This window comes from Faecalibacterium sp. I4-3-84, from assembly GCF_023347255.1.
In the GTDB taxonomy this organism is placed as follows: domain Bacteria; phylum Bacillota; class Clostridia; order Oscillospirales; family Ruminococcaceae; genus Faecalibacterium; species Faecalibacterium taiwanense.
In genome coordinates, this window is record NZ_CP094466.1 from 714759 (window position 1) to 735253 (window position 20495).

13 protein-coding genes are annotated in these 20495 nt (G+C 61.8%); 1 reads left to right on the plus strand and 12 read right to left on the minus strand.

Translation table 11 applies throughout. The annotated features are described in order from the left end of the window. Positions 1-2: 2 nt before the first annotated feature. The 12 genes from smc to MTP41_RS03590 form a co-directional block, all read right to left on the minus strand. Positions 3-3560, minus strand: a complete 3558-nt coding sequence (gene smc, locus MTP41_RS03535; protein ID WP_249236213.1) for a chromosome segregation protein SMC — start codon at positions 3558-3560, stop codon at positions 3-5. Then, on the minus strand, positions 3561-4235 hold the full coding sequence (rnc, locus tag MTP41_RS03540; protein ID WP_249236214.1) for a ribonuclease III: 675 nt from the start codon (positions 4233-4235) through the stop codon (positions 3561-3563). A 231-nt stretch (positions 4236-4466) separates the two neighbouring features. Further along, positions 4467-5483 carry a phosphate acyltransferase PlsX gene (plsX, locus tag MTP41_RS03545; RefSeq protein WP_249236215.1) on the minus strand — a complete coding sequence of 339 codons (1017 nt, stop codon included), beginning with the start codon at positions 5481-5483 and terminating at the stop codon, positions 4467-4469. A gap of 15 nt (positions 5484-5498) precedes the next feature. Next, complete coding sequence (trmFO, locus tag MTP41_RS03550) at positions 5499-6872, minus strand: methylenetetrahydrofolate--tRNA-(uracil(54)-C(5))-methyltransferase (FADH(2)-oxidizing) TrmFO (RefSeq protein ID WP_249236216.1); 1374 nt, start codon at positions 6870-6872, stop codon at positions 5499-5501. Positions 6873-6884: 12 nt separating this feature from the next. Further along, positions 6885-8969 carry a type I DNA topoisomerase gene (topA, locus tag MTP41_RS03555; RefSeq protein WP_097776545.1) on the minus strand — a complete coding sequence of 695 codons (2085 nt, stop codon included), beginning with the start codon at positions 8967-8969 and terminating at the stop codon, positions 6885-6887. A 128-nt stretch (positions 8970-9097) separates the two neighbouring features. After that, positions 9098-10234 (minus strand): DNA-processing protein DprA, encoded by a 1137-nt coding sequence (gene dprA, locus MTP41_RS03560; protein ID WP_249236217.1) that lies wholly within the window; start codon positions 10232-10234, stop codon positions 9098-9100. Next, positions 10231-11013 (minus strand): TrmH family RNA methyltransferase, encoded by a 783-nt coding sequence (locus MTP41_RS03565; RefSeq protein ID WP_249236218.1) that lies wholly within the window; start codon positions 11011-11013, stop codon positions 10231-10233. Before MTP41_RS03565 ends, dprA begins: the two co-directional genes overlap by 4 nt. Positions 11014-11216: 203 nt before the next feature. Then, positions 11217-11567, minus strand: a complete 351-nt coding sequence (gene rplT / locus MTP41_RS03570) for a 50S ribosomal protein L20 (protein ID WP_005928218.1) — start codon at positions 11565-11567, stop codon at positions 11217-11219. Positions 11568-11621: 54 nt separating this feature from the next. After that, complete coding sequence (rpmI, locus tag MTP41_RS03575; protein ID WP_005928215.1) at positions 11622-11825, minus strand: 50S ribosomal protein L35; 204 nt, start codon at positions 11823-11825, stop codon at positions 11622-11624. An 18-nt stretch (positions 11826-11843) separates the two neighbouring features. After that, positions 11844-12422: a translation initiation factor IF-3 gene (gene infC, locus MTP41_RS03580; RefSeq protein WP_005944384.1), complete on the minus strand. Its 579-nt coding sequence runs from the start codon at positions 12420-12422 to the stop codon at positions 11844-11846. A gap of 421 nt (positions 12423-12843) precedes the next feature. Next, positions 12844-16566: a UvrD-helicase domain-containing protein gene (locus MTP41_RS03585; protein ID WP_249236219.1), complete on the minus strand. Its 3723-nt coding sequence runs from the start codon at positions 16564-16566 to the stop codon at positions 12844-12846. Beyond that, positions 16563-19919: a PD-(D/E)XK nuclease family protein gene (locus tag MTP41_RS03590; RefSeq protein ID WP_249236220.1), complete on the minus strand. Its 3357-nt coding sequence runs from the start codon at positions 19917-19919 to the stop codon at positions 16563-16565. Before MTP41_RS03590 ends, MTP41_RS03585 begins: the two co-directional genes overlap by 4 nt. A 141-nt stretch (positions 19920-20060) precedes the next feature. On the opposite strand from MTP41_RS03590, the gene ruvX reads away from it, so the two are divergent. Further along, a complete protein-coding gene (gene ruvX, locus MTP41_RS03595) occupies positions 20061-20492 on the plus strand; it encodes a Holliday junction resolvase RuvX (protein ID WP_044954016.1) in 432 nt (143 codons plus the stop codon). Positions 20493-20495: the final 3 nt, after the last annotated feature.

The window sequence follows — 20495 nt, forward strand, 5'->3', positions numbered from 1 at the left end:
TATCAGGAAACCAGCGTTGCGTCAACCTGTTCCAGATCAAGCTTGAGCAGCTTGGACACGCCGTCCTCCTGCATGGTAACGCCGTAAAGCACATTCGCGGCTTCCATTGTGCCGCGGCGGTGGGTGATGACGATGAACTGGGTCTTGTCGCTCACCCGGCGTAAGTACTGGGCAAAACGCACCACATTGGCATCGTCCAGAGCGGCTTCGATCTCGTCCAGAATACAGAACGGGGCCGGGTTGACCGCCAGAATGGCAAAGTAGATGCTGATGGCCACCAGCGCCTGCTCGCCGCCGGAAAGCGCTTCCAGATTTTTGATCACCTTGCCCGGCGGTGCCACCCGGATGCCGATGCCGCAGGACAGCACATCGCTTTCATCCTCCAGCACAAGGCTGGCTTCGCCGCCGCCGAACAGCTCGGTAAATACGCGGCCAAAGTTTTCGTTGATGGCGCGGAAGCTGTCGGAGAAGATCTCCCGCATCTGTGTCGAAAGCCTGGAGATCATGCGGGTCAGCTCATTGCGGCTTTCCTCCACATCGGTCACCTGATGCATCAGGGCATCGTAGCGGGCCTTGACCTCCTTGTATTCCTCGATGGCGCTCACATTCACGCTGCCAAGGGCGCGAATTTTGCCGCGCAGGTCGGCCACCTGTGCGCGCAGGGCCGTCAGGCTTTCAAACTCCACGCAAAGGTTCTCTGCCTGACTGACCGAGAGCTGGTATTCATCCCACAGCTTTGCCACGGTCTGGTCGTACTCGGTCTCGGCAGCGGCCTTGCGCTCTGCAAGGCGGGCCATCTCGCGCCCCATTTCCTCGCGGCTGTCAGAGGAAGTGCGCGCCCGGCTCAGTGCCGCTGTTTCAGCCTGCTGGCGTTCCAGCCGCTTTTCGGTAGCTTCGCGGATGGCCTTTTCTTTTTGGGCGATCTCGGTCTGGCTGTCGGACTTTGCCTGCCGGATGGCTGCAATTTCTGCCCGGCAGCTCTCGCTGCGCTGTGCCAGTGCCGCAAGGCTTTCTTCCAGCGTGGCGCGGCGGGCAGCGGCATCCTGCGCCCGCTGTTCCAGCGCCGCGATCTGGCTGTAGGCCAGCTCTGCATCCTTCTGGCGGGTCACCTGTTCCAGCCGCTTTGCGCTGAGCTTTTGGCTCAGTTCGGTCTGCTGGGCCACAAAGTTGTCGTCGCCTTCGGCAATTCGGTTCATCTCCGCCGTCAGCAGGTCGATCTTTGTCGTCAGCCGGGCCTGCAGGCTGGCAGCTTCCTTTGCTTTGCCGCGGCTCTCTGTCAGGGCCGCCTGCAAAGCGTCGATCTGCTGCTGGCCGTTGCTGCGGGCCGTTTCCAGCTGGGCGGCAGCAGCTTCCAGCCGCTTCTGCTCTGCCTCAGCACGCACCCTGTCGTTGGCTGCGGTGATCTGCTCACTGGCCGTGGCGGTCAGCTCCGCCTGCAAAGCGTCCACCTGCTCCTTGCACTGGTCGGTCTTTTCCTGTGCAGCAAGGCAGTCTTTTTGTAACCTGGCCGCTTTCACCCGCAGCTCTTCCATCTCCTGCCTGCGGGTGAACAGGCCTGCGCTGCGCTGGACGCTGCCGCCGGTAAAGCTGCCGCCTGCATTGACCACCTGGCCATCCATGGTCACGACCTTGCTGCGAAAGCCGTTGTCCCGCGCCACGCGAGAAGCTTCGTTGATGTCGTCCACCACGATGATGCGGCCCAAAAGATTGGATACGATGTTCTCATACCGGCGGTCGGCCTGCACCAGACTGGAGGCAAGCCGTGCCGTACCGGAGAGTCGGCCACGGAACACGCCGGGCTGGACGGTATCCAGCGGCAGGAAGGTGGCGCGGCCCGCATTGTCATTGCGCAGCATGGCAATGGCCGCTTTGGCAGCGGCTTCGTTCTCTACCACGATGTTCTGCAGCGCACCGCCCAGAGCCGTTTCCACAGCCACTTCACAGCCCGGCTCCACCTTTAAGATGGCAGACACCGGCCCGATGATGCCCCGCAGGCGGCGTGCACCGGCAGCACGCATGACGGCCTTGACCGAGTTTTGGTAGCCGTCCATGTTCTTTTCAAGTTCCCGCAGCACGGAAAGGCGCTGGCGGGCCGCATCCAGCTCACGGCCAAGGCGCTGCTCTGCTGCGTCGGCATCGTCCAGCGCAGCCTTGCGGCCTTTCAGCTTGAGTTCCACGCCGGAACGGACATTTGCCAGCTGCTTCTCGTTTTCTTCCAGCATCCGGCGATACTTGATGGTGTCGTCCAGATCCTGCTTTGCTTCGTCCCGCTGGGCGGTGCTTTCCTGCACGCTCTGCTCAAGGGCAGGCAGGCGCTGGCGGGCTGTTTCCCCGGCAGCTTCGGCAGCGGCCTGCGCCACCTGCGCTTCGGTGCGCCGGGCTGTCAGGCCGGCAAGTTCTGCTTTCAGGGTATCCTTGCGGGCACCGCTGGCACTGCTGGCATCGGTCAGACGTGCGATCTCCGCGTTCAACGCTTCGATCTCTGCCGCCAGCTTTTCGCCCTCCGCTTCCATGGTCTTTGCCACGGCACGGTGGCGCTGCAAGGCGGCCTGTGCCTCGGTGCCGTCCTGTTCCCCGGCGCTGATCTCTTCCTGCAGGGATGCGGCGCTCTCCTCGTTGCGGAGGATGTCGTTTTCCAGCACAGCGATGCGGCTCTCCGACCCGCTGATCTGCTCGGTGATGCTGCGGATATCCCCATTCAGGCGCTCAACAGCAACCGTCAGCTGCTGTGCCTGCATCCGGATCTCCTCAGCCTCCTGCTCGGCGGCTTTCGTCTCCCGGTCAAAGCGCTCGTAGTCGGCCTGTGCTGTCTCGTAGTCCCGCACCTGCTGGCGCACGGCTTCGCGCGCGCGGTGCACACCGTCGGTCCACAGGGTCACTTCCAGCGTTTTGCGCTGTGCGGCCAGCTCGAGGAACTTTTCTGCCTTGGCGCTCTCTTTTTCCAGCGGGCCTACCCGGCTTTCCAGCTCGCCAAGGATGTCCCGCAGGCGTTCAAGGTTTTCGCCCGCCGCAGCAAGGCGGCGTTCCGCCTCGGTCTTGCGGTAGCGGTACTTGGCAATGCCGCAGGCTTCCTCAAAGATCTCGCGGCGCTCACTGCTTTTTGCGGCCACGATCTCCGCAATGCGGCCCTGCCCGATCACCGAGTAGCCGTCGCGGCCAATGCCGGTATCCAGCAAAAGTTCGTACACATCCTTCAACCGGCACACCTGCCCGTTGATGGTATACTCGCTGTCGCCGGAGCGGTAATATTTGCGGCCAATGGTCACTTCGTCCGCATCCACATCAAAGGTGTGGTCTGCGTTATCCAGCGTCAGCCGCACCTGCGCAAAGCCCATGGCTCCGCGCCGCCGGGTGCCGCCGAAGATCACGTCCTCCATCTTGCCTGCCGCGCGCAGCTGGCGGGAGCTGGTCTCGCCCAGCACCCAGCGCACTGCGTCCGAAAGGTTCGACTTGCCGGAGCCGTTGGGACCCACCACGCCGGTAACGCCTGCGTCGAACCGAATTTTAACTTTATCGGGAAAGCTCTTGAAGCCCTGGATCTCCAGTTCCTTGAATACCATTTACTTTTCCTTTATCACGCCCAGCAGCTTGAGCGCTTCTTTGGCGGCGCACTGCTCAGCGGCCTTTTTGCTGCGGCCTTCGCCACGGGCCACGCGGTCAGAGTTGAACCGCACCGCCACCACGAAATGCTTGTCGTGATCCGGGCCGGACTCGCTTTCTACTACATAGCTCAACCGCTCTTCCGGGTTCTGCTGCACGATCTCCTGCAGGCGGGTCTTGTAGTCGGCCTCGGCGTGCTTGCCCTCGGTGATAAAGGGCAGGATGAAGCTGCGGGCCACATCCATGCCGCCATCCAGATACAAAGCCGCGATCAGCGCTTCAAACGCATCGGACACAACGCTGGGGCGGTTGCGTCCGCCGCAGCGCTCTTCGCCGCGGCCAAGGCGCAGGTACTCGCCCAGATCGATCTCCTGCGCGAACTGGAACAGTGCACCCTCGCTGACAAGGCTGGCGCGGATGCGGGTCAGATCGCCCTCCGGCCGGTCAGCATAGGCATGGAACAGATAATCTGCCGAGACGATCTGCAGCACGCTGTCGCCCAGAAATTCCAGCCGCTCGTTGTGCTTGACCGGGATGCGGCTCTCGTTGGCATAGCTGGTATGGGTGAGCGCGATCTCCAGCAGCTCCGGGTTTTTGAACTTATAACCAATAATTGTTTCCAACTGATGGCTCATATGTTTTAGCTCCCTTATTGATGGTCAGCATCCTCGCCCTCTCAGGCTCACGTCCGTTCGCCAGCTCCCCCAAAGGGGGAGCCCTTGGCAAATCGATGCAGTCTGCACGAACTGCCAAAGCCTCTCACTCTGAGGAAAGACTCTCCCCGGCCGGGGAGAGATGTCGCAATAGCGACAGAGTGGGGAATGTGGCATTGCAAAGCAATGACGGAGAGGGCAAGCCCGCTTCCCTTATTCCTCAGTTTTCTGTGCCGCAGCCAGCTCGTCCAGCGCAGACTGCATGGTGCCGCACAGATCGTTCTCCACGCAGATCTTTGCCTGACGGATGGCGTTCTTGATTCCCTTGGCCTTGGAAGAGCCGTGGGCCTTGATGACCGGCTGCCTTGCACCCAGGAAAGGTGCGCCGCCGTACTCCTCGCTGTCCATCTGGTGCTTCAGGTCTGCTACGCTGCCCTTGAGCAGCAGATAGGCCAGCTTGCCGCCGAGGTTTGCGAGGAACATTTGTTTCAGCATGCCCAGCAGCATTTTTGCCACGCCCTCGGTCAGCTTGAGGATCACATTGCCGGTGAAGCCGTCGCACACCACAACGTCCACCTCGCCACCCGGCACATCGCGGGGCTCGATATTGCCCACAAAGCGGATGCCGGGGGTGGTCTTGAGCAGCTGGTGGGCTTCCTTGAGCATGGGGGTGCCCTTGCTCTCCTCCGCACCGTTGTTGGTCAGCGCCACACTGGGGCTGCGGCGGCCCTCCACCCTGTTTACATAGCAGCTGCCCATCACGGCAAAGGCTGCCAGCATCTCGGGGCGGCACTCCACATTGGCACCGCAGTCCAGCAGCAGATAAGCCTGCTTTTTAGCGGGCACCATGGTGGCCAGAGCCGGGCGCTTGACACCCTTGAGGGTGCGCACGATGAGACTTGCGCCCACATGCAGCGCACCGGTGCTGCCGGCGGAAACAAAGGCATCGCCCTTGCCGTCTTTCAGCATGTTCAAGCCCACCACGATGGAGGAATCCTTCTTCTGGCGGATGGCGCGGGCAGGCTCATCGCACATGTCGATGACCTCGGTGCAGTTCATCAGCTCAATGCCGTCCAGTGGGATGCTGTTTTCCTGTGCGGTTCTGCGCACCAGAGCTTCGTCGCCCACACCGACGACGGTGATGCCGTACTCTTTCACGGCCTGTGCGGCACCCTCCAGCACAGCCAGAGGGGCGTTGTCGCCGCCCATCATATCCACGATAATCTTCATAGCTTTTCTCCCTTCTTAAAGAGAAGTTTCATCCAGCCAGTGCTGGAAGCTGGCAACGGCACGCTGGGCCTGTGCCATGTAACGCAGGCGCTTGTCCCGCGGGCGGCTCTCCTCCGGCAGCGGAGGAAGGATACCCATATTCGCGCCCATGGGCTGGAAGTGCTTGTTCTCGGTGGTCAGGTACTGCACCAGTGCGCCGCACATGGTGTCGGCAGGCGGGGCGGGCAGTTTCTTTCCTTCCAGACGGGCATACAGGCTGCGGGCCGCCAGCAGGCCGCAGGCAGCGCTTTCCATATAGCCCTCAAAGCCGGTGATCTGGCCCGCAAAGAACACATTGGGGTGCTCTTTCAGGCACAGCTGGGCGCTGAGCACCCGGGGCGCATCGAGGAAGGTGTTGCGGTGCATGACGCCATACCGCACGAACTCGGCATTTTCCAGCCCGGGGATCATGCTGAACACCCGCTTTTGCTCTCCCCACTTGAGGTTGGTCTGGAAGCCCACGATGTTGTACAGGGTGCGTTCCTTATTTTCGGCCCGCAGCTGGACATTGGCCCATGGACGGTGTCCGGTGTTGGGATTCACAAGGCCCACCGGGCGCAGGGGACCGAACCGCATGGTGTCGGCACCCCGGGCAGCCATGATCTCGATGGGCATACAGCCCTCGTAGACCGTGACGGTGTCGGCCTTTTTGCCGTGGGCATCCGGGTCGGGCTGAGCGCTCTGCTCTGCGCCGGTGTCAAAGTCGTGCAGCGGTGCGCGCTCGGCAGACGCGAGAGCTGCGTGGAAATTCTCGTACTCTTCCTTGTTGAAAGGGCAGTTCAAGTAGTCGGCCTCGCCCCGGTCATAGCGGGAGGCGGCAAACACCTTGTTGTAGTCCAGACTTTCAGCGGTGACGATGGGGGCCACGGCATCGTAGAAGTGCAGCCGCTCGTCACCGGTCAAGGCCCCGATCTCATCGGCCAGTGCGCCGTCGGTCAGGGGACCGGTGGCCACCAGAACGGGGGCAGTCTCATCAATGTGCTCCACCTGCTCCCGGTGGACGGTGATATTCTCACAGCTTTCCACCATGCGGGTCACTTCGGCGCTGAATGCATCGCGGTCCACCGCCAGCGCACCGCCAGCGGCCACGCGGGCCGTCTCGGCGGCGTTCAGCAGCTGGCTGCCCATCCGGCGCATCTCTTCCTTTAGAAGGCCGGAAGCAGAGTCCAGCCGTTCAGCTTTCAGGCTATTGGAGCAGATCAGCTCTGCAAAGCCTGCGCTTTTGTGTGCGGGCGAAAAATGCACGGGCTTCTGTTCGTACAGATCCACCTGCACGCCCTTGCCAGCCAGCCAGAGGGCGGCTTCACAGCCCGCAAGACCAGCGCCCAGCACGGTTACTTGATAGTTCATAGTTTTATCCTTTTAGTCCTTTTTCGGCACCGGCATCTCGTAGCCGCAGCCTTCCTTTGCGCAATACAGCTTGGAGCCTTTGCGGAACATGGTGCTGCCGCACTTGGGGCACTTGGTGGGCACCGGCATGTCCCATGTCATAAAGTCGCAGTCCGGGTAGCGCTCGCAGCCATAATAGATGCGGCCCTTGGAGCTTTTGCGCTCCAGCATACGGCCCTTGCCGCACTTGGGGCAGATGCCGCCGGTATCCTTGACCAGACGCTTGGTGCCCCGGCACTCCGGGAAGCCGCTGCAGGCCAGGAACTTGCCGTACTTGCCCACCTTGATGACCATGGGCCGGCCGCACAGGTCGCATACCTCACTGGAAGGCTCATCCGGCACCTTGACCTTCTTGCCTTCCATGTTCTTTTCGGCCTGCTCGAGGCTTGCCGCAAAGCCCTGATAGAAGTCATCCACCGTCTTGTGCCAGTCGGCCTTGCCGCTCTCGATCTTATCCAGATTTTTTTCCATCTGGGCAGAGAAGTCCACATCCACGATGTGGGGGAACTGTTCCAGCATCAGGCCATCCACAGCCCGGCCCAGCAGAGTGGGCTTGAGCTTTTTCTGGTCGCGCTCCACATAGCCGCGGTCGATGATGGTGGTGATAATGGGTGCGTAGGTGGAAGGACGGCCGATGCCGTTTTCTTCCAGCGCCTTGATGAGGGTCGCTTCAGTGTAGCGGGCGGGCGGCTGGGTGAACTTCTGCTCGCTCTTCAGGTCGCGCAGCTTCAGCACCTGACCCTGCTCCAGCGGAGGCAGGGCGGTCTCCTTCTTTTCCTTTTCGTCGGTGGCTTCCTCGTACAGGACGGTGAAGCCGTCAAAGGTAACGGTATAGCCGCTGGCCTTGAAACGGTAGTCCGCCGCGCTGACCGTGACGGACACGGTGTCCTGCTGGCAGTCTGCCATCTGGCTGGCCATGAAGCGGCTCCAGATCATGCGGTAGAGCTTTGCTGTGTCGCCGCTGATGCTCTTGTCCACCTCGTCCGGTGTCAGGGACGGCACCGAGGGACGGATGGCCTCGTGGGCATCCTGTGCGGCAGTGGCGCTCTTGGTCTTCCATGTGCGCTTGTAGGGGCAGATATAGGCTTCACCGTAAGCCCCTGCGATATATTCCTTTGCGGCGGCAACGGCTTCATCCGAGATGCGCAGGCTGTCGGTACGCATGTAGGTGATCAGACCCATGGTGCCGTGGCCTGCAATGTCCACGCCTTCGTACAGGGTCTGGGCAGCGCGCATGGTACGGGTGGCCGTAAAGCCCAAGCGGCGGGATGCCTCCTGCTGCAGGGTACTGGTGATAAAAGCCGGAGTGGGCTGCTTTGCCCGCTTGCCCTTTTTCAGCTCTGCCACCACGTACTCGGCCCCTTCCAGACCCTTTTCAATGGCGCGGGCCTCGGCTTCGTTTTTGGGCAGCAGCTTTTTGCCGCTGGCATCGGTGGCCAGCCGGGCGGTAAAACTCTTGTGGCCTGCGCCGAGGGTGGCATCCACGTTCCAGTATTCGTCGGGCTTGAAGCTCTCGATCTCCTTTTCGCGGTCATCGATCAGGCGCACGGCCACGCTCTGCACGCGGCCTGCGGAAAGGCCCCGGCGCACCTTGCGCCAGAGGAACGGGCTGAGCTTGTAGCCCACCAGACGGTCCAGCACACGGCGGGCCTGCTGTGCGTTGAACAGATCTTCGTCGATGGCGCGGGGATGGGCCATGCCCTCCTTCACGCCCTTTTTGGTGATCTCGTCAAAGGTCACGCGGTTCGGCTCGTGGGGGTCCAGCCCCAGAATGTTTGCCAGATGCCAGCTGATGGCTTCGCCCTCACGGTCCGGGTCGGTTGCCAGCAGCACGCCGTCTGCGTGTTTGGCCTTGCTCTTCAATTCCTTGATGAGCTTTTCCTTGCCTTTGATGCTGATGTACTGTGGGGCATAGCCGTGCTCCACATCGATGCCCAGCTGGGAAGCGGGCAGGTCACGGATATGGCCCATGCTTGCGGTGACCTCGTAATCATCGCCCAGATACTTGCCAATGGTTTTCGCCTTAGCAGGCGACTCCACGATAACCAGTTTCGCCATTCGAGTTTACTCCCATTTCAAATTTTCTTTCTTCTCTATCAGGAACGCACCGTGCAACTGCACAGTACGGGATTCTCTATTTTTATATCATACCACAGCTGTTGTGTGCTGCGCCAGCAGAAATTATACTATTTTATCACATACCGCTTGCCCGGCATGCACAGCACCCGGCCGGAAAGCTCCAGCTTCATCAGGGTGCCCAGCAGCACCGCTGTGGGCAGGCCGCTGCGCACGCAAAGCTCCTCAATGCCAAGGGGCTGCGGCCCAATGCAGGAAAGCACCTTCCGCTCGTTCTCGCTCAGAGGCTCCGGCTGCTTTGCCGTCACCGCCGCTGCGCTCTGCCGGCGCAGGCCCAGCGGGCCAAGCAGGTCCGCAGCAGAACACACGGCACGCGCTCTGCCGTCCCGCAAAAGGCCGTTTGTGCCTGCGGAATTGGGCGAGTAGATGCTGCCCGGCACCGCGAACACCGGCTTGCCATAGCGTTCGGCGTGAGACACGGTGGACATGGTGCCGCTTTTTTCCTGCGCTTCCACCACCAGTAATGCAGAGCTGAGCGCCGCAATGAGCCGGTTGCGCTGCAAAAATCCATTTGGGCCAACGCCCTCACTGCGGGGCGGGTACTCACTGATCACGCAGCCCTTCTGCTCGATCTTGTGCCGCAGCACCACATTGGCCGCAGGATAGGTGCGGTCGATGGGCACGCCCATCACAGCAATGGTAGGGCAGTTGTTTTTGACAGCAGCGCGGTGCCCGGCGCTGTCCAGCCCGTCCGCAAGGCCGCTGACGATCAAAGCGCCGCTTTGGGCCAGTTCCCCGCCAATGTCCGCCGCTGCGTTCAGGCCGTATTCGGTAGGCTTGCGGCTGCCCACGATGCCCACCGCGCCCGGCTCGTTGAGCCAGAGCGGATCGCCGGTGCAGTAGAGCACCAGCGGCATATCCGGGATGCGGGAAAATGCCAGCGGATAGTCCGGGTCGTCAAACGGCAGGATGCGCACACCCAGATCATCGCACCGCATCACCAGCGGGTGGTACTGTTCCGGGGCCAGCTGCTGCGCGCGAAGCGCGGCAGCATCCCCGGCTGCAGCACGGAATTCAGCGGTGTCCCGCGCTTCCCATGCTTCCTGTGCACCGCCAAAGGCATCCAGCACACGGCCCGCGTGAACGCTGGCCGGGCCAAGCACATGGGCCAGCCACAGCCAGCACAGCAGCGGGTCCGGGGCAGGCTCCGGCGGGAAAAGGCTGGTCTGCCCTGCAAGGCCGCTCATAGGCTTTCCTCCCGGAAATGCCACAGCAGGATGCTGCCCGCAATGCCGGCATTCAGGCTTTCCACCCGGTCGGTCATGGGGATGCGCACCGTGCTGCTGCAGGCAGCAATGGTCTCATCGGTCAGGCCCTGACCCTCGCTGCCGATGACGACGCAGACGCCGCCGGGGCAGCTTGCCTGTGCCGCGCTCAGCGGCTGAGACTTGTACAGCGCAGCCGCAAGGCAGGTGATCCCCTTTGCGCGCAGCTGAGCGATGGCATCGGGCATGGCACCGGCTTCGATCACCGGGATGCGTACTGCCGCACCCATGGAAGCGCGCAGGGTCTTGGGGGCATACACATTGGCACAGCCGTCGCTCAGGATCACACCGTCAAAGCCAAAGGCCGCAGCAGAGCGCAGCAGGGTGCCCACATTGCCGGGGTCCTGCACCCGTTCCAGCGCCAGATACCGCCCGCCGGCCTTCACTTCGTCCAGTGTGTGCACCGGGGTACGGAACACGCCGAATACCCCCTGATGGGTGCCCACATCGGCCAGCTTATCGGCCACATGGTCTTCCACAAGGTAGTGTTCACCGGGCAGCCCGGCAAGCTCCGGGCACTTTGCCATAGCGCTTTCCGTATAAAATAAGGTCTCCAGCTGCGCACCGCGGGCAAGCTCCGGGCAGAGCTTGCGGCCCTCGGCCAGAAAGCGGCCCTCGCTGCGGCGGAATGCCGCGCTGGAAGAAAGGCGGCAGGCGTATTTGATCTTTGCGTTTTCCCGGCTGGTGATTTTTTCGTCCATCGTGTGTATTCAACCTTTCGCTGTACTGTCGTTCAAAAAGTAGTCTGCCGTCTTGTTCAAAAAATGCAAAAAGGGCAGCGTCTGCCACAAAGCGTTCCTGCGGCAGGGCGCTGCCCTGAAAAACATGTTTCCCTGCCGTAAGAACCCCGGATACAAAACGGACGCCCGCGTATACGCGCGGGCGTCACGATTCAAGTTCCTAATCAGGCGTTCTTGACGGTCTCGACCAGAGCTGCAAAGCTCTTGGGATCGTTAATAGCCATCTCAGACAGCATCTTGCGGTTCAGCTCGATGCCAGCCTTCTTCAGACCAGCCATGAAGGTGGAGTAGTTCATGCCCAGAGGACGAACTGCGTTGTTGATGCGGCAGATCCACAGGTTGCGGAACTGACGCTTCTTCATGCGGCGGCCAGCCAGAGCGTAGTTGCCGCTCTTCATGACCTGCTGCTTGGCCATCTTAAAGTGCTTGCTCTTGCAGCCGTAGAAGCCCTTGGCCAGCTTCAGCATCTTCTTACGACGTTTGTGAGTCATGGTTGCGCCCTTGATACGTGCCATTTTTTATATCTCCTTTAGTTGTCTCAATAGAATGTGTTTGCCTGCGGCTCGCTCTTAGGCGTAGGGCAGCATGCTCTTGATGGTAGCTGCGTTGGTCTTATCAACGTAGCTGGGCTGACGGTAGCCACGGGTCAGCTTGGTGGTCTTCTTGGTCAGGATGTGGCTGCGGAATGCGTGGCCGCGCTTGATCTTGCCGTTCTTGGTCAGCTTAAAGCGCTTCTTAGCGCCAGAGTGCGTCTTCAGTTTCATCTTAGCCATTTTAGTTTCCTCCTAAAATTAGTCCTTATTGGGTTTCGGGATCAGCAGAATGGACATCGTGCGGCCCTCGAGCACCGGCGGCTTATCGGTGGATGCCTGAGGCAGAGCCTCGGCAAAACGTTTCAGCACGTCTGCGCCCAGAGCACTGTGCGCCATTTCACGGCCGCGGAAGCGGATCGAAACCTTAACCTTGTGGCCAGCTGCCAGGAACTTGGCAGTCTGGTTCAGCTTGGTATTGAAGTCGTTGGTGTCAATGTTGAGCGAAAGGCGGGTCTCTTTAACTTCGACCACCTTCTGGTTCTTCTTGGCTTCCTTCTCCTTCTTCTGCTGTTCAAAACGGTACTTGCCGTAATCCAGCACCTTGCACACAGGCGGAACAGCCTGCGGTGCGATCTTGACCAGATCCAGACCAGCATCTTCAGCAGCGCGCATGGCCACCTGAATGGACACAACGCCCTTCTGCTCGCCGTCTGCACCGATCAGACGGACCTCACGGTCACGGATCTGACCGTTGATCTCCAGTTCCTTCGACTTTCCAGCGGTAGCGATAATGAATGCACCTCCAAACAAAATCCATTTTGTTGCAATATTTGGCATAGAAAACGCGGCCGCCCATTTTCAGGACAGCCGCGCAAAAATTCACTCAAAGCCGCAGTCCACTCATAATGAACTGCCTTCAGGTATAGCCCGGGGGATCTTTCCCTCGCAAGGCGAGCGCGGCACAGGCCGTAGCTGCTTTCTTTACCCGGCTATTCTACCACAGGAAGAAAGCGCTGTCAAGCACTTTTTATGCGTTTTGCGGGAAAAATATGACTTTTCCGAAAGGCAGGCCATCAGGGAGCAGCATCTGCCCGGGCATCGGTGCCGCCCACTCCGGCAGGATGACGCGAAGCCATGGTCTAAAGTGTAGGCTGCAATTAAAATCGACCAAAAAGCCTTAACGGGAAGTGCGAGGGCTTCTCACGCTGGATGGACTGGCGAGCGGAAGCAGGACGGAGTGGGCGGCACCGACGTTCTCCTACGCTTCGATCAGCCTCCCCAGCTCCAGCGAGTAGATACCCTTATACGTTACCTTCTTTGGCGTAAAGCGCTTATCGATGGCAAGGGCATAGAGGTTCAGCTGCGGGCGGTAGGCGCTCAGGAAGTCCGCTTCGGTCTTGCGGCGGTCGGTCTTGTAATCCAGCAGTTCCAGATGATCCGGGAACACCAGCACAAGGTCTGCAATGCCCTGCACCAGCACCTGCTCATCCTGCACGGCGGCGGCTTCCTGCGCGGAAGCTCCCTGTGCCGTCAGCACGGCCGACGCGGGCAGCGCCGTGATGAAGGCCAGCTCCCGCAGCACCTTTTCGGCTGCGCAGATCTTTGCAAAGGCTTCGCTCTCGGCAAAGCGGCGGATGCGGCCTGCATTGAGTTTTTCCGCAATTTCCGGGGCCACCAGCTGGGTGTCCACCTGCCGCTGGCGCTCTGCAAGGATGGCTTCCTCCAGCGTGCCCGCCGCTTTGGCAGCAGCAAGGGAGGCGAAGTCCGCATGTTCCAGAAAAGCGTGCAGGGCCGTACCCATTTCGGCGGCGGTCAGTCCGTCCTTGGAGAGAAAGGCAGGGCGTTCCAGCGTGGTCTGCTCGGCCTTGTGCACGATGCTGGTCACGCTGACCTTGGCGGGCACCGCAGCCAGTTTTGCCGCCGGATACCGCCATGCAAAGCCCTCCTGCAGCTGAGCCACCAATGCCGGGTCTGCCGGGACAGGCTCTGCCGCTTCCGGTTCCTGTTCCGGTGTTTCCGGCTCCGTCTGAACTTCCTGCACCGTGACCATGATCTCGCTTTCCGTAAACACAAAGGGCAGTTCCAGATCTCCTGCCAGCCGCCGCAGCGGCCCGCCGAAGGGATGCACCAGCAGCGCTGCACGCAGCCAGTCGGCAAAGCTGCCCGCCTGCTGGTTCAGCGTTTCTCCCGCGCCCGCAGCAAGGAACGCTGCCGCCTTGGCAAAGGGATTGCCGGTCTTGGTCATGCCCAGCGGCACCGTGAGGATCAGCTTATCCTGTGCACGGGTGAGCGCCACATATAAAAGGCGCATTTGCTCGCTGCGCGTTTCCTGTGCATGGACGCTGGCAAGAGCTGCGTAGGCTGCAGTCTTGTACATGCTCTCGCCCTGTTCCGGGCGCAGGCGCAGGCCCGCGCCGTATTCCCGGTGCAGCAGCACCGGCTGGTAAGTGTCGCTCAGGTTGAAGTGCCGGGCCGTGTCGCCCACGAACACCACCGGGAACTGCAGACCCTTGGAGCGATGGATGGTCATAATGGTCACACAGCCGGGCCGCGCACCGCCGGGCACAGTGTCCTGCCCGGTAGAACCGGCCTGCGCCGCCGCGTCGATGGCACGCACCAGCGCCGAGATGCCGTTTGCACCGGTCTGTGCACAGAAAGCCGCAAAGCGCCGGGCATCTTCCCGGCGATGCGCACCGTTTTCCAGTACGCCCAGCGCAGCAAGATAGCCGGTGGAGACAAAGATCTCTTCCAGCAGCTGTTCTGCCGGAGCACTGCGGGCCATGCGCCGCAGTGCGGTGAGTCGGTCATAAAAGTCTTTCACCTTTTGGGTGAACGGAGTTTCATCGCCATTCTGCACCACCTGCAGCACTGCGCCGTACAGACTCATGCGGGAAGCCCTTTTGCCCATTTTCTTCGCGTCCTGTTCCTCCTGCGCCTTTTTCTGCATTGCGGCGCTCTGGGCACGCAGGCGTACAAGGTCGTCGTCCGTAAAGCCGAACATCGGCCCCAACATGGCGGCGGCAAGGTAGATATCCTGCGCCGGGTTGTCGATGACCTTCAAAAGCGAGATCAGCGGACGGATGTGCGCTGCTTCCATCAAGTTTTCGCGCGCATCCGCATACACCGGGATGCCCCGGGCCGTGAGCGCTTCCTCATAAGCGTGGAAGTCGCCGCGCGCCGCCAGCAGGATGCAGCAATCCTCGTACTGCACCGGGCGGGTGGAGCTGCCGTCCCGCACTGGTTCGCCGTTTTTCACCAGTTCTTCAACGCGCTGGGCGATCCACGCCGCGTCGGTCTCAGCAGTGTCGTCGGGCAGGAAGTGCGCTTCCACGCTGCCTGCGTAGTCGCCGGGTGCACCGCACACCAGCCGCTGGCCGTCGCCGTAAGCCGTATCGCCCAGCTGGGGGGTCATGAGCTGTTCAAAGATAAAGTTGATGCCTGCCACCACCTGCGGGGCGGAGCGGAAGTTCGCATCCAGCGCCAGCAGAGCGTTTCCGCCTGCCGTACCCTCCTCCGGGCGGGGGCGGGCAGTGCCGCCGGGCAACGGTGCCCATGCGTTCAGCTTAGCCCGGAAGATGCTGGGGTCGGCCTGACGGAAGCGGTAGATGCTCTGCTTCAGGTCGCCCACAAGGAACAGGTCATCCCCCTCCGGGGAAGCAAGGCAGCGGTAAATGGCATCCTGCAAAGCGTTCGTGTCCTGATATTCGTCCACCATCACGGCGGCATAGCTCTGCCGGATGCTCTGGCACAGCGGGGTGCACACGCCATCCGGTGTGCGCAGCAGCCGCAGGGCCTGATGCTCAAAATCGCTGAATTCCAGCAGCTTGCGCTCCTTTTTCTTTGCCGAGAAGCGGGCATCAAAATCCCGCACGGCGGCAAACAGCGCCCGCAGCCTGGGCAGGGCCGCTCTGCGGTCGGCTTCGGCTTCCTCCTCGCTGCAGGAGACAATCTCCGTAATGTGCTCAAACAGCTTGGCGGCTTCGTCTGCGCGGGTCCTGACCGCCGCCTTATGATCGCCGGTCAGCCGTTTTTTCATGCCCTTGAAGCCGGGTATCTCCTCCATGCCCAGCACATAGGGTGTCAGCTTATCGTACAGCGGTGTCCACTGCCCTGCCGCAGCCAGCCGTTCCACCTCGCCCAGCAGGGCGGCGGCGCTTTCCAGCCGGGAGAGCGGCTCTGCAAATTTATCGTTGACACCGGCCACGGCCTTTGCCTTGGAAGCAGCGTTCTTGCCTTTTTCCTCGGCCTGTGCCTGTGCAAGGACAAAATCTTCCTTACAGTCTGCCAGCGCTGCCGTCAGCAGTTCCCGCGCGGCCTTTGCGCAGCGGGCCGCTTCCGCCAGCAGCAGGTCATGCCAGCAGGTAAAGGCAAAACCGTTTTCCCGCTGCCATGGTGCCAGATATTCGTCCAGCCTGCGGTCGTAGTCCGGCAGAGCGCGCAGAAAATCGTACACATGCAGGATGGTATTGCCTGCGGCCTGATCGGTGCGGCCCTTGCCGTAAAGGTCTGCAAAGGCACAGAAATCCGGGTCGCGGTAGGCATTTTCCAGCGTTTCGGCCAGCGCCGAAGCCCGCAGCACCTCCACGCTGCCGGGGTCTGCCGGGGCAAAGTCCGGCGGGATGTCCAGTGCCTGAAAGTGCTTGTGCAGCAGGTCCAGACAGAACGCGTCAATGGTGCAGATGGGTGCCCGCTGCAAAAGCATCCGCTGGCGGCGCAGGCTCGTGTTGTGGGGCTGCTGCTGGCTGAGCCGCAGCAGTGCCTGCCCGATGCGCGCCCGCAGCTCTGCCGCCGCCACATTGGTAAAGGTGACGATGAGCAGTTTGTCCGCATCCACCGGGTGGTCCGGATCGGTGATGAGCCGCACGGCGCGTTCGGTCAGCACGGCTGTTTTGCCGCTGCCCGCCGCTGCGCTCACCAGCAGCGCACCACCCCGGTCCTCAATAGCAGCGCGCTGGGCCGGAGTCCATTTAGGTTCACTCATGCCTGCTCACCTTCCTTCTCGTTCTCGGTCTCTTCCGGCTCAAAGGGTTTGGCCGGGGCTTCCAGTGCCCGCTCGCCGAGGCCGGTCTCGTGGCAGCAGATAAAGCTGTAGTCGCACCAGATGCAGGGGTTCCTGCCTGCGCCTGCCACCAGCGGTTCTGCAGCGATCTGCCCATCGTAAAGCTGCTGGCCCATCTGGGTGACAAGATCATCCAGATGCAGCTGGATGCGGTTGAGCTTTGCAATATCGGCACGCTTATCCTTCTGGCTGGGGCTGGGTGCACCGTTGCGGTAGCCAAAGGGCAGGTAACGGCCCGTCTCATCCGCATCCATGGCATCGAACACCTTCTGCTCGTCCCTCACAAGGCCGTCCAGCTCGTACTGCACGTCCTGCTGTGCCTGCTGGCGGTTGGTGGTCTTGGGGGCCGGGTCTGCCAGCAGATACAGCACGCCTGCGGGTTCTGCACCGGTAAAGCGGCCGCTCTTATCCCGCGTCAGGCTGAACAGATACAAAAGCATCTGGCAGTCCAGCCCGCAGTATACCTCTCTCAGGTTCAGTTTTTTGGTGCCGGTCTTATAGTCCACCACCCGCACCCAGCGGGTGCCGTTTTCCTCCACCCACTCGTCGGCACGATCCACCGTGCCCACCAGCTGCACGGTGCGCCCGTCCGAGAGATGATACACCTGCCCGGGCACGGCGTCCTCCCCGGAGCCGATGCGCAGCTCACAGGCTGCCGGGTGGAAGCAGGACTGCTTCTGTTCATCCCGCAGGTAGCACAAAAGGCTTGTCATGCTTTTTTTGAGCCGCGAGAGCAGATAGGCGAACCGGGCCGTATCCTCGGGCAGATAGCGCTTTGCATATTCGTCCACCAGCAGGCTGGCAAGGCCTGCCATAGCTTCGTCGTCCAGTTCCAGAAAAGGCGTCAGCGCATTGCAGGGGTTATCCGCATCCGGGTGCGGGTCCAGCGCCATCTGCAGCACCCAGTGCATCAGGGTGCCGCTCTGGTCGGCAGAAAGCTCGGCCCGTCTGCGGGGCTTCAGGCCCAGCACATACTGCAAAAAATAGCCGTAACGGCAGGTATAGTATTTTTCCAGCTGGCTGGGCGAGATGCGCAGCCGCTGCCCCAGCAGGCCGCTCAGCGCAGACAGATCGTTCACCTGCCGGGGCGGGGCCTCCTCCATGCGCTGCAGCAGCGCAAGGCCCCGGGGTGCATCCGTCTGCGGCAGACGCAGCGCCTCCGTCAGGCTGGCGCGTTCCGTGTCGGTCAGCGGCCAGCCGCCCAGCGTATCCAGTGCATCGGCGGGGGTGGCTGCAAGGTCGGGAAGCTCCATCTCCGGTGCCGCCGGGTGCAGCGCTTCCACGATGGGTTCCAGCGCTGCGCACAGGGTCTTGCCCTGCCCCTTGGGCCAGCTGAGCCACAACCCCTTTGCCGGTGCGGTGAGGGCTTTGTAAACGCACACCTGCTCGCGCACCACGCGGTTCTCAAAGCAGTCCGGCAGATCGATCTGCTTTGCCATCAGAACATCGCGGTCGGCGTGGGTCAGAAGGCCCGTCTCGGACGGTGCACAGGGAAATTCGCCCTCCGCAAGGCCCAGCACGAACACATAGTCCGGCGCGTCCAGACGCATTTTGCCCGCGCTTGCCAGCACCACGGCATCCAGCGTCTGCGGGATGTGCCCAAGGTCCGAAGAGCGCAGCAGCAGGCTGAACAGGTCCTCATATTCTGCAAAGGTCACGCCCTGCCCGCCCAGCAGGTGGGCCATTTCGTTGAGCAGCTGCATCACCACGTTCCACTCGCGGGCAGCTTCCTCTGCCGCCGGGATGCCCCGGGCAGTGCGGACGGCTTCCACCAGCGCTGCCTGCTGCTCTTCTGCACCCAGCTTTTTCAGGCAGAAATACAGTTCCCGGCTGATCTGTTCGGCGCTGCCGCCCCGCACCTTGCTGCGCAGTTCGTCCACGGCTGTTACCAGCAGCTGGCGGGCAGTCTCGGCATCCTCCAGCGTTTTTGCATCCTCATCGGACAGTTCATTTTCGCCGAAGCCCTTGGGGCTTTTCTCAAATTTTGTGCGCCATGCCGCCGCATTGGGTGACCAGGTATAGGCATAGTTTTCCAGCGCGCAGACCTGCGGCTCGGTCAGAGCGCACAGGCCGGTCTTGGCAAGAATGGTCAGGTTTTCGGTCATATCCGCACCGCGCAGCAGTGCCAGCAGTGCACGCACCGCCGTAGCCGGGGCGCTGAACTCCGGGGTGGTGGGTTCATCGCAGTAAAGCGGGATATCTGCCATACGGAACTCGTACCGGATGGCCGCACGGTAATCCGGGATATTGCGGCAGACCACGGCCATTTTGCCGCAGCGCACGCCCTGCCGCATCAGGCGGCGGATGGCCGCAGCGGTGCAGCGGGCTTCCTCTTCCCGGCTGGCAGCGGCAAACAGCCGCACCTCCGGCGCAGCGGGCGGCACCTCACAGGTGCCAGTCTCCAAAAGCTCTGTCACAGCCGCAAGGCCGGGCGCATCCTTATGGCGCAGGTCGCGGCGCAGCAGCTCCGGCACTGCCGCATCAGCACCATTTTTGCGGGCCAGCTGCCGCAGCTGTGCGGCCACCTGCTTTGCGCCGGAGAAAATCCCCATATCCCCCGGCACCATGGGCGCACCGTCGTCGCACAGGGCCACCGTGACGGTGGGCAGCGCCGCCAGCATCGCGCCCATCAGCCGCTTTTTGGGTGCGTTAAAGGTATCGAACTCGTCAATGAACACTTCCCGCTCCCGCAGAAAGTCCGGCAGTTCGCCCCGGGCAAGAGCGGCTTCCAGCCGGTCAGCCGCCAGCTCCAGCCGGTCGGCGGGGTCCATGCCGGTGCCCGCCAGCAGCGTTTCGTACCCCTGAAAGATCAGTGCCAGTTCGCTCAGTTTGCCGCTCTCGGGGCCGCAGTCCCGGGCCAGCTCTGCCAGCTGTGCGCCGGAAAGGCCGGCACTTTTCAGCTCGTCGATGGTCTGGGCCGCCATCTGGCAGAAGGCCGCACTGCGGCGGTGGCGGTAGTAGTAATGCACATGATCCTGCAGCTCTTCCAGCGCGCGGCGCACCAGTACGGCGCGGCCCGCGTCCGAAAGGGTCTGCACCGCCGCGCCGCCCTCGGCAGAGAGGATGCGCTCGGCCAGACTGGTAAAGGAAAAGCTTTCCACCATGCCGGAAAGAGCATCGCCCAGTTCCCGGTAGATGCGGCCCTCCGTGCTGGAAGTGAACTGTTCCGGCACCAGAAGGATGCTGCGCCGGCCCTGTTCGGCCCGGGCCTTGATGCGGGAATAGAGCAGCGTCGTTTTGCCGCTGCCGGAGCCGCCTAAAACCAGTTTGAGCATAGGGCACTTCCTCCTAAAAAGCGATCTGTGTTTATTGTAACACGAAAATCCTCTCAAAAAAAGTGTTATTATCTACCTTTTAGCCTGCAGCTGTGGTACACTTGGACCGACAAACTTTTCCACACAAGAGAGGAAGCCTGTATGAAAATTTTAGCTGTTGACTACGGCGACAGCCGCACCGGCCTTGCCACCTGTGACCGCACCGAGTTCCTTACAACGGCCATCACCCCGCAGATCACCCTGAAAGCCCGCAACAAGGTGGCGGCACGAGTGTGCGAAGTGGCCAAGGAGATCGGAGCCGAGCTGATCGTGATCGGCCTGCCGCTGAACATGGATGGTACCGAGGGCGAACGCGCCATCAAGAGCCGCAAGCTGGCAAAGACGGTCGAGATCTGGAGCGGCCTGCCGGTGCGCATGTGGGACGAGCGCCAGACCACCTGCGCCGCCGCCGACATTCTGGACGAGAGCGGCACCTTTGGCACAAAGCGCAAGGAGATCCTGGATTCGGTCAGCGCTACCGTCATTCTGGACGATTATCTTGCATGGCGGAAGGAACACCCGGGGGAGATATAAGAA

Excerpts from the sequence above, each read along its gene's own strand:
- smc (WP_249236213.1), bottom strand. The coding sequence starts at position 3,560 with ATGGTATTCAAGGAACTGGAGATCCAGGGCTTCAAGAGCTTTCCCGAT.
- rnc (WP_249236214.1), bottom strand. The coding sequence starts at position 4,235 with ATGAGCCATCAGTTGGAAACAATTATTGGTTATAAGTTCAAAAACCCG.
- plsX (WP_249236215.1), bottom strand. The coding sequence starts at position 5,483 with ATGAAGATTATCGTGGATATGATGGGCGGCGACAACGCCCCTCTGGCT.
- trmFO (WP_249236216.1), bottom strand. The coding sequence starts at position 6,872 with ATGAACTATCAAGTAACCGTGCTGGGCGCTGGTCTTGCGGGCTGTGAA.
- topA (WP_097776545.1), bottom strand. The coding sequence starts at position 8,969 with ATGGCGAAACTGGTTATCGTGGAGTCGCCTGCTAAGGCGAAAACCATT.
- dprA (WP_249236217.1), bottom strand. The coding sequence starts at position 10,234 with ATGAGCGGCCTTGCAGGGCAGACCAGCCTTTTCCCGCCGGAGCCTGCC.
- MTP41_RS03565 (WP_249236218.1), bottom strand. The coding sequence starts at position 11,013 with ATGGACGAAAAAATCACCAGCCGGGAAAACGCAAAGATCAAATACGCC.
- rplT (WP_005928218.1), bottom strand. The coding sequence starts at position 11,567 with ATGGCACGTATCAAGGGCGCAACCATGACTCACAAACGTCGTAAGAAG.
- rpmI (WP_005928215.1), bottom strand. The coding sequence starts at position 11,825 with ATGGCTAAGATGAAACTGAAGACGCACTCTGGCGCTAAGAAGCGCTTT.
- infC (WP_005944384.1), bottom strand. The coding sequence starts at position 12,422 with ATGCCAAATATTGCAACAAAATGGATTTTGTTTGGAGGTGCATTCATT.
- MTP41_RS03585 (WP_249236219.1), bottom strand. The coding sequence starts at position 16,566 with ATGAGTGAACCTAAATGGACTCCGGCCCAGCGCGCTGCTATTGAGGAC.
- MTP41_RS03590 (WP_249236220.1), bottom strand. The coding sequence starts at position 19,919 with ATGCTCAAACTGGTTTTAGGCGGCTCCGGCAGCGGCAAAACGACGCTG.
- ruvX (WP_044954016.1), top strand. The coding sequence starts at position 20,061 with ATGAAAATTTTAGCTGTTGACTACGGCGACAGCCGCACCGGCCTTGCC.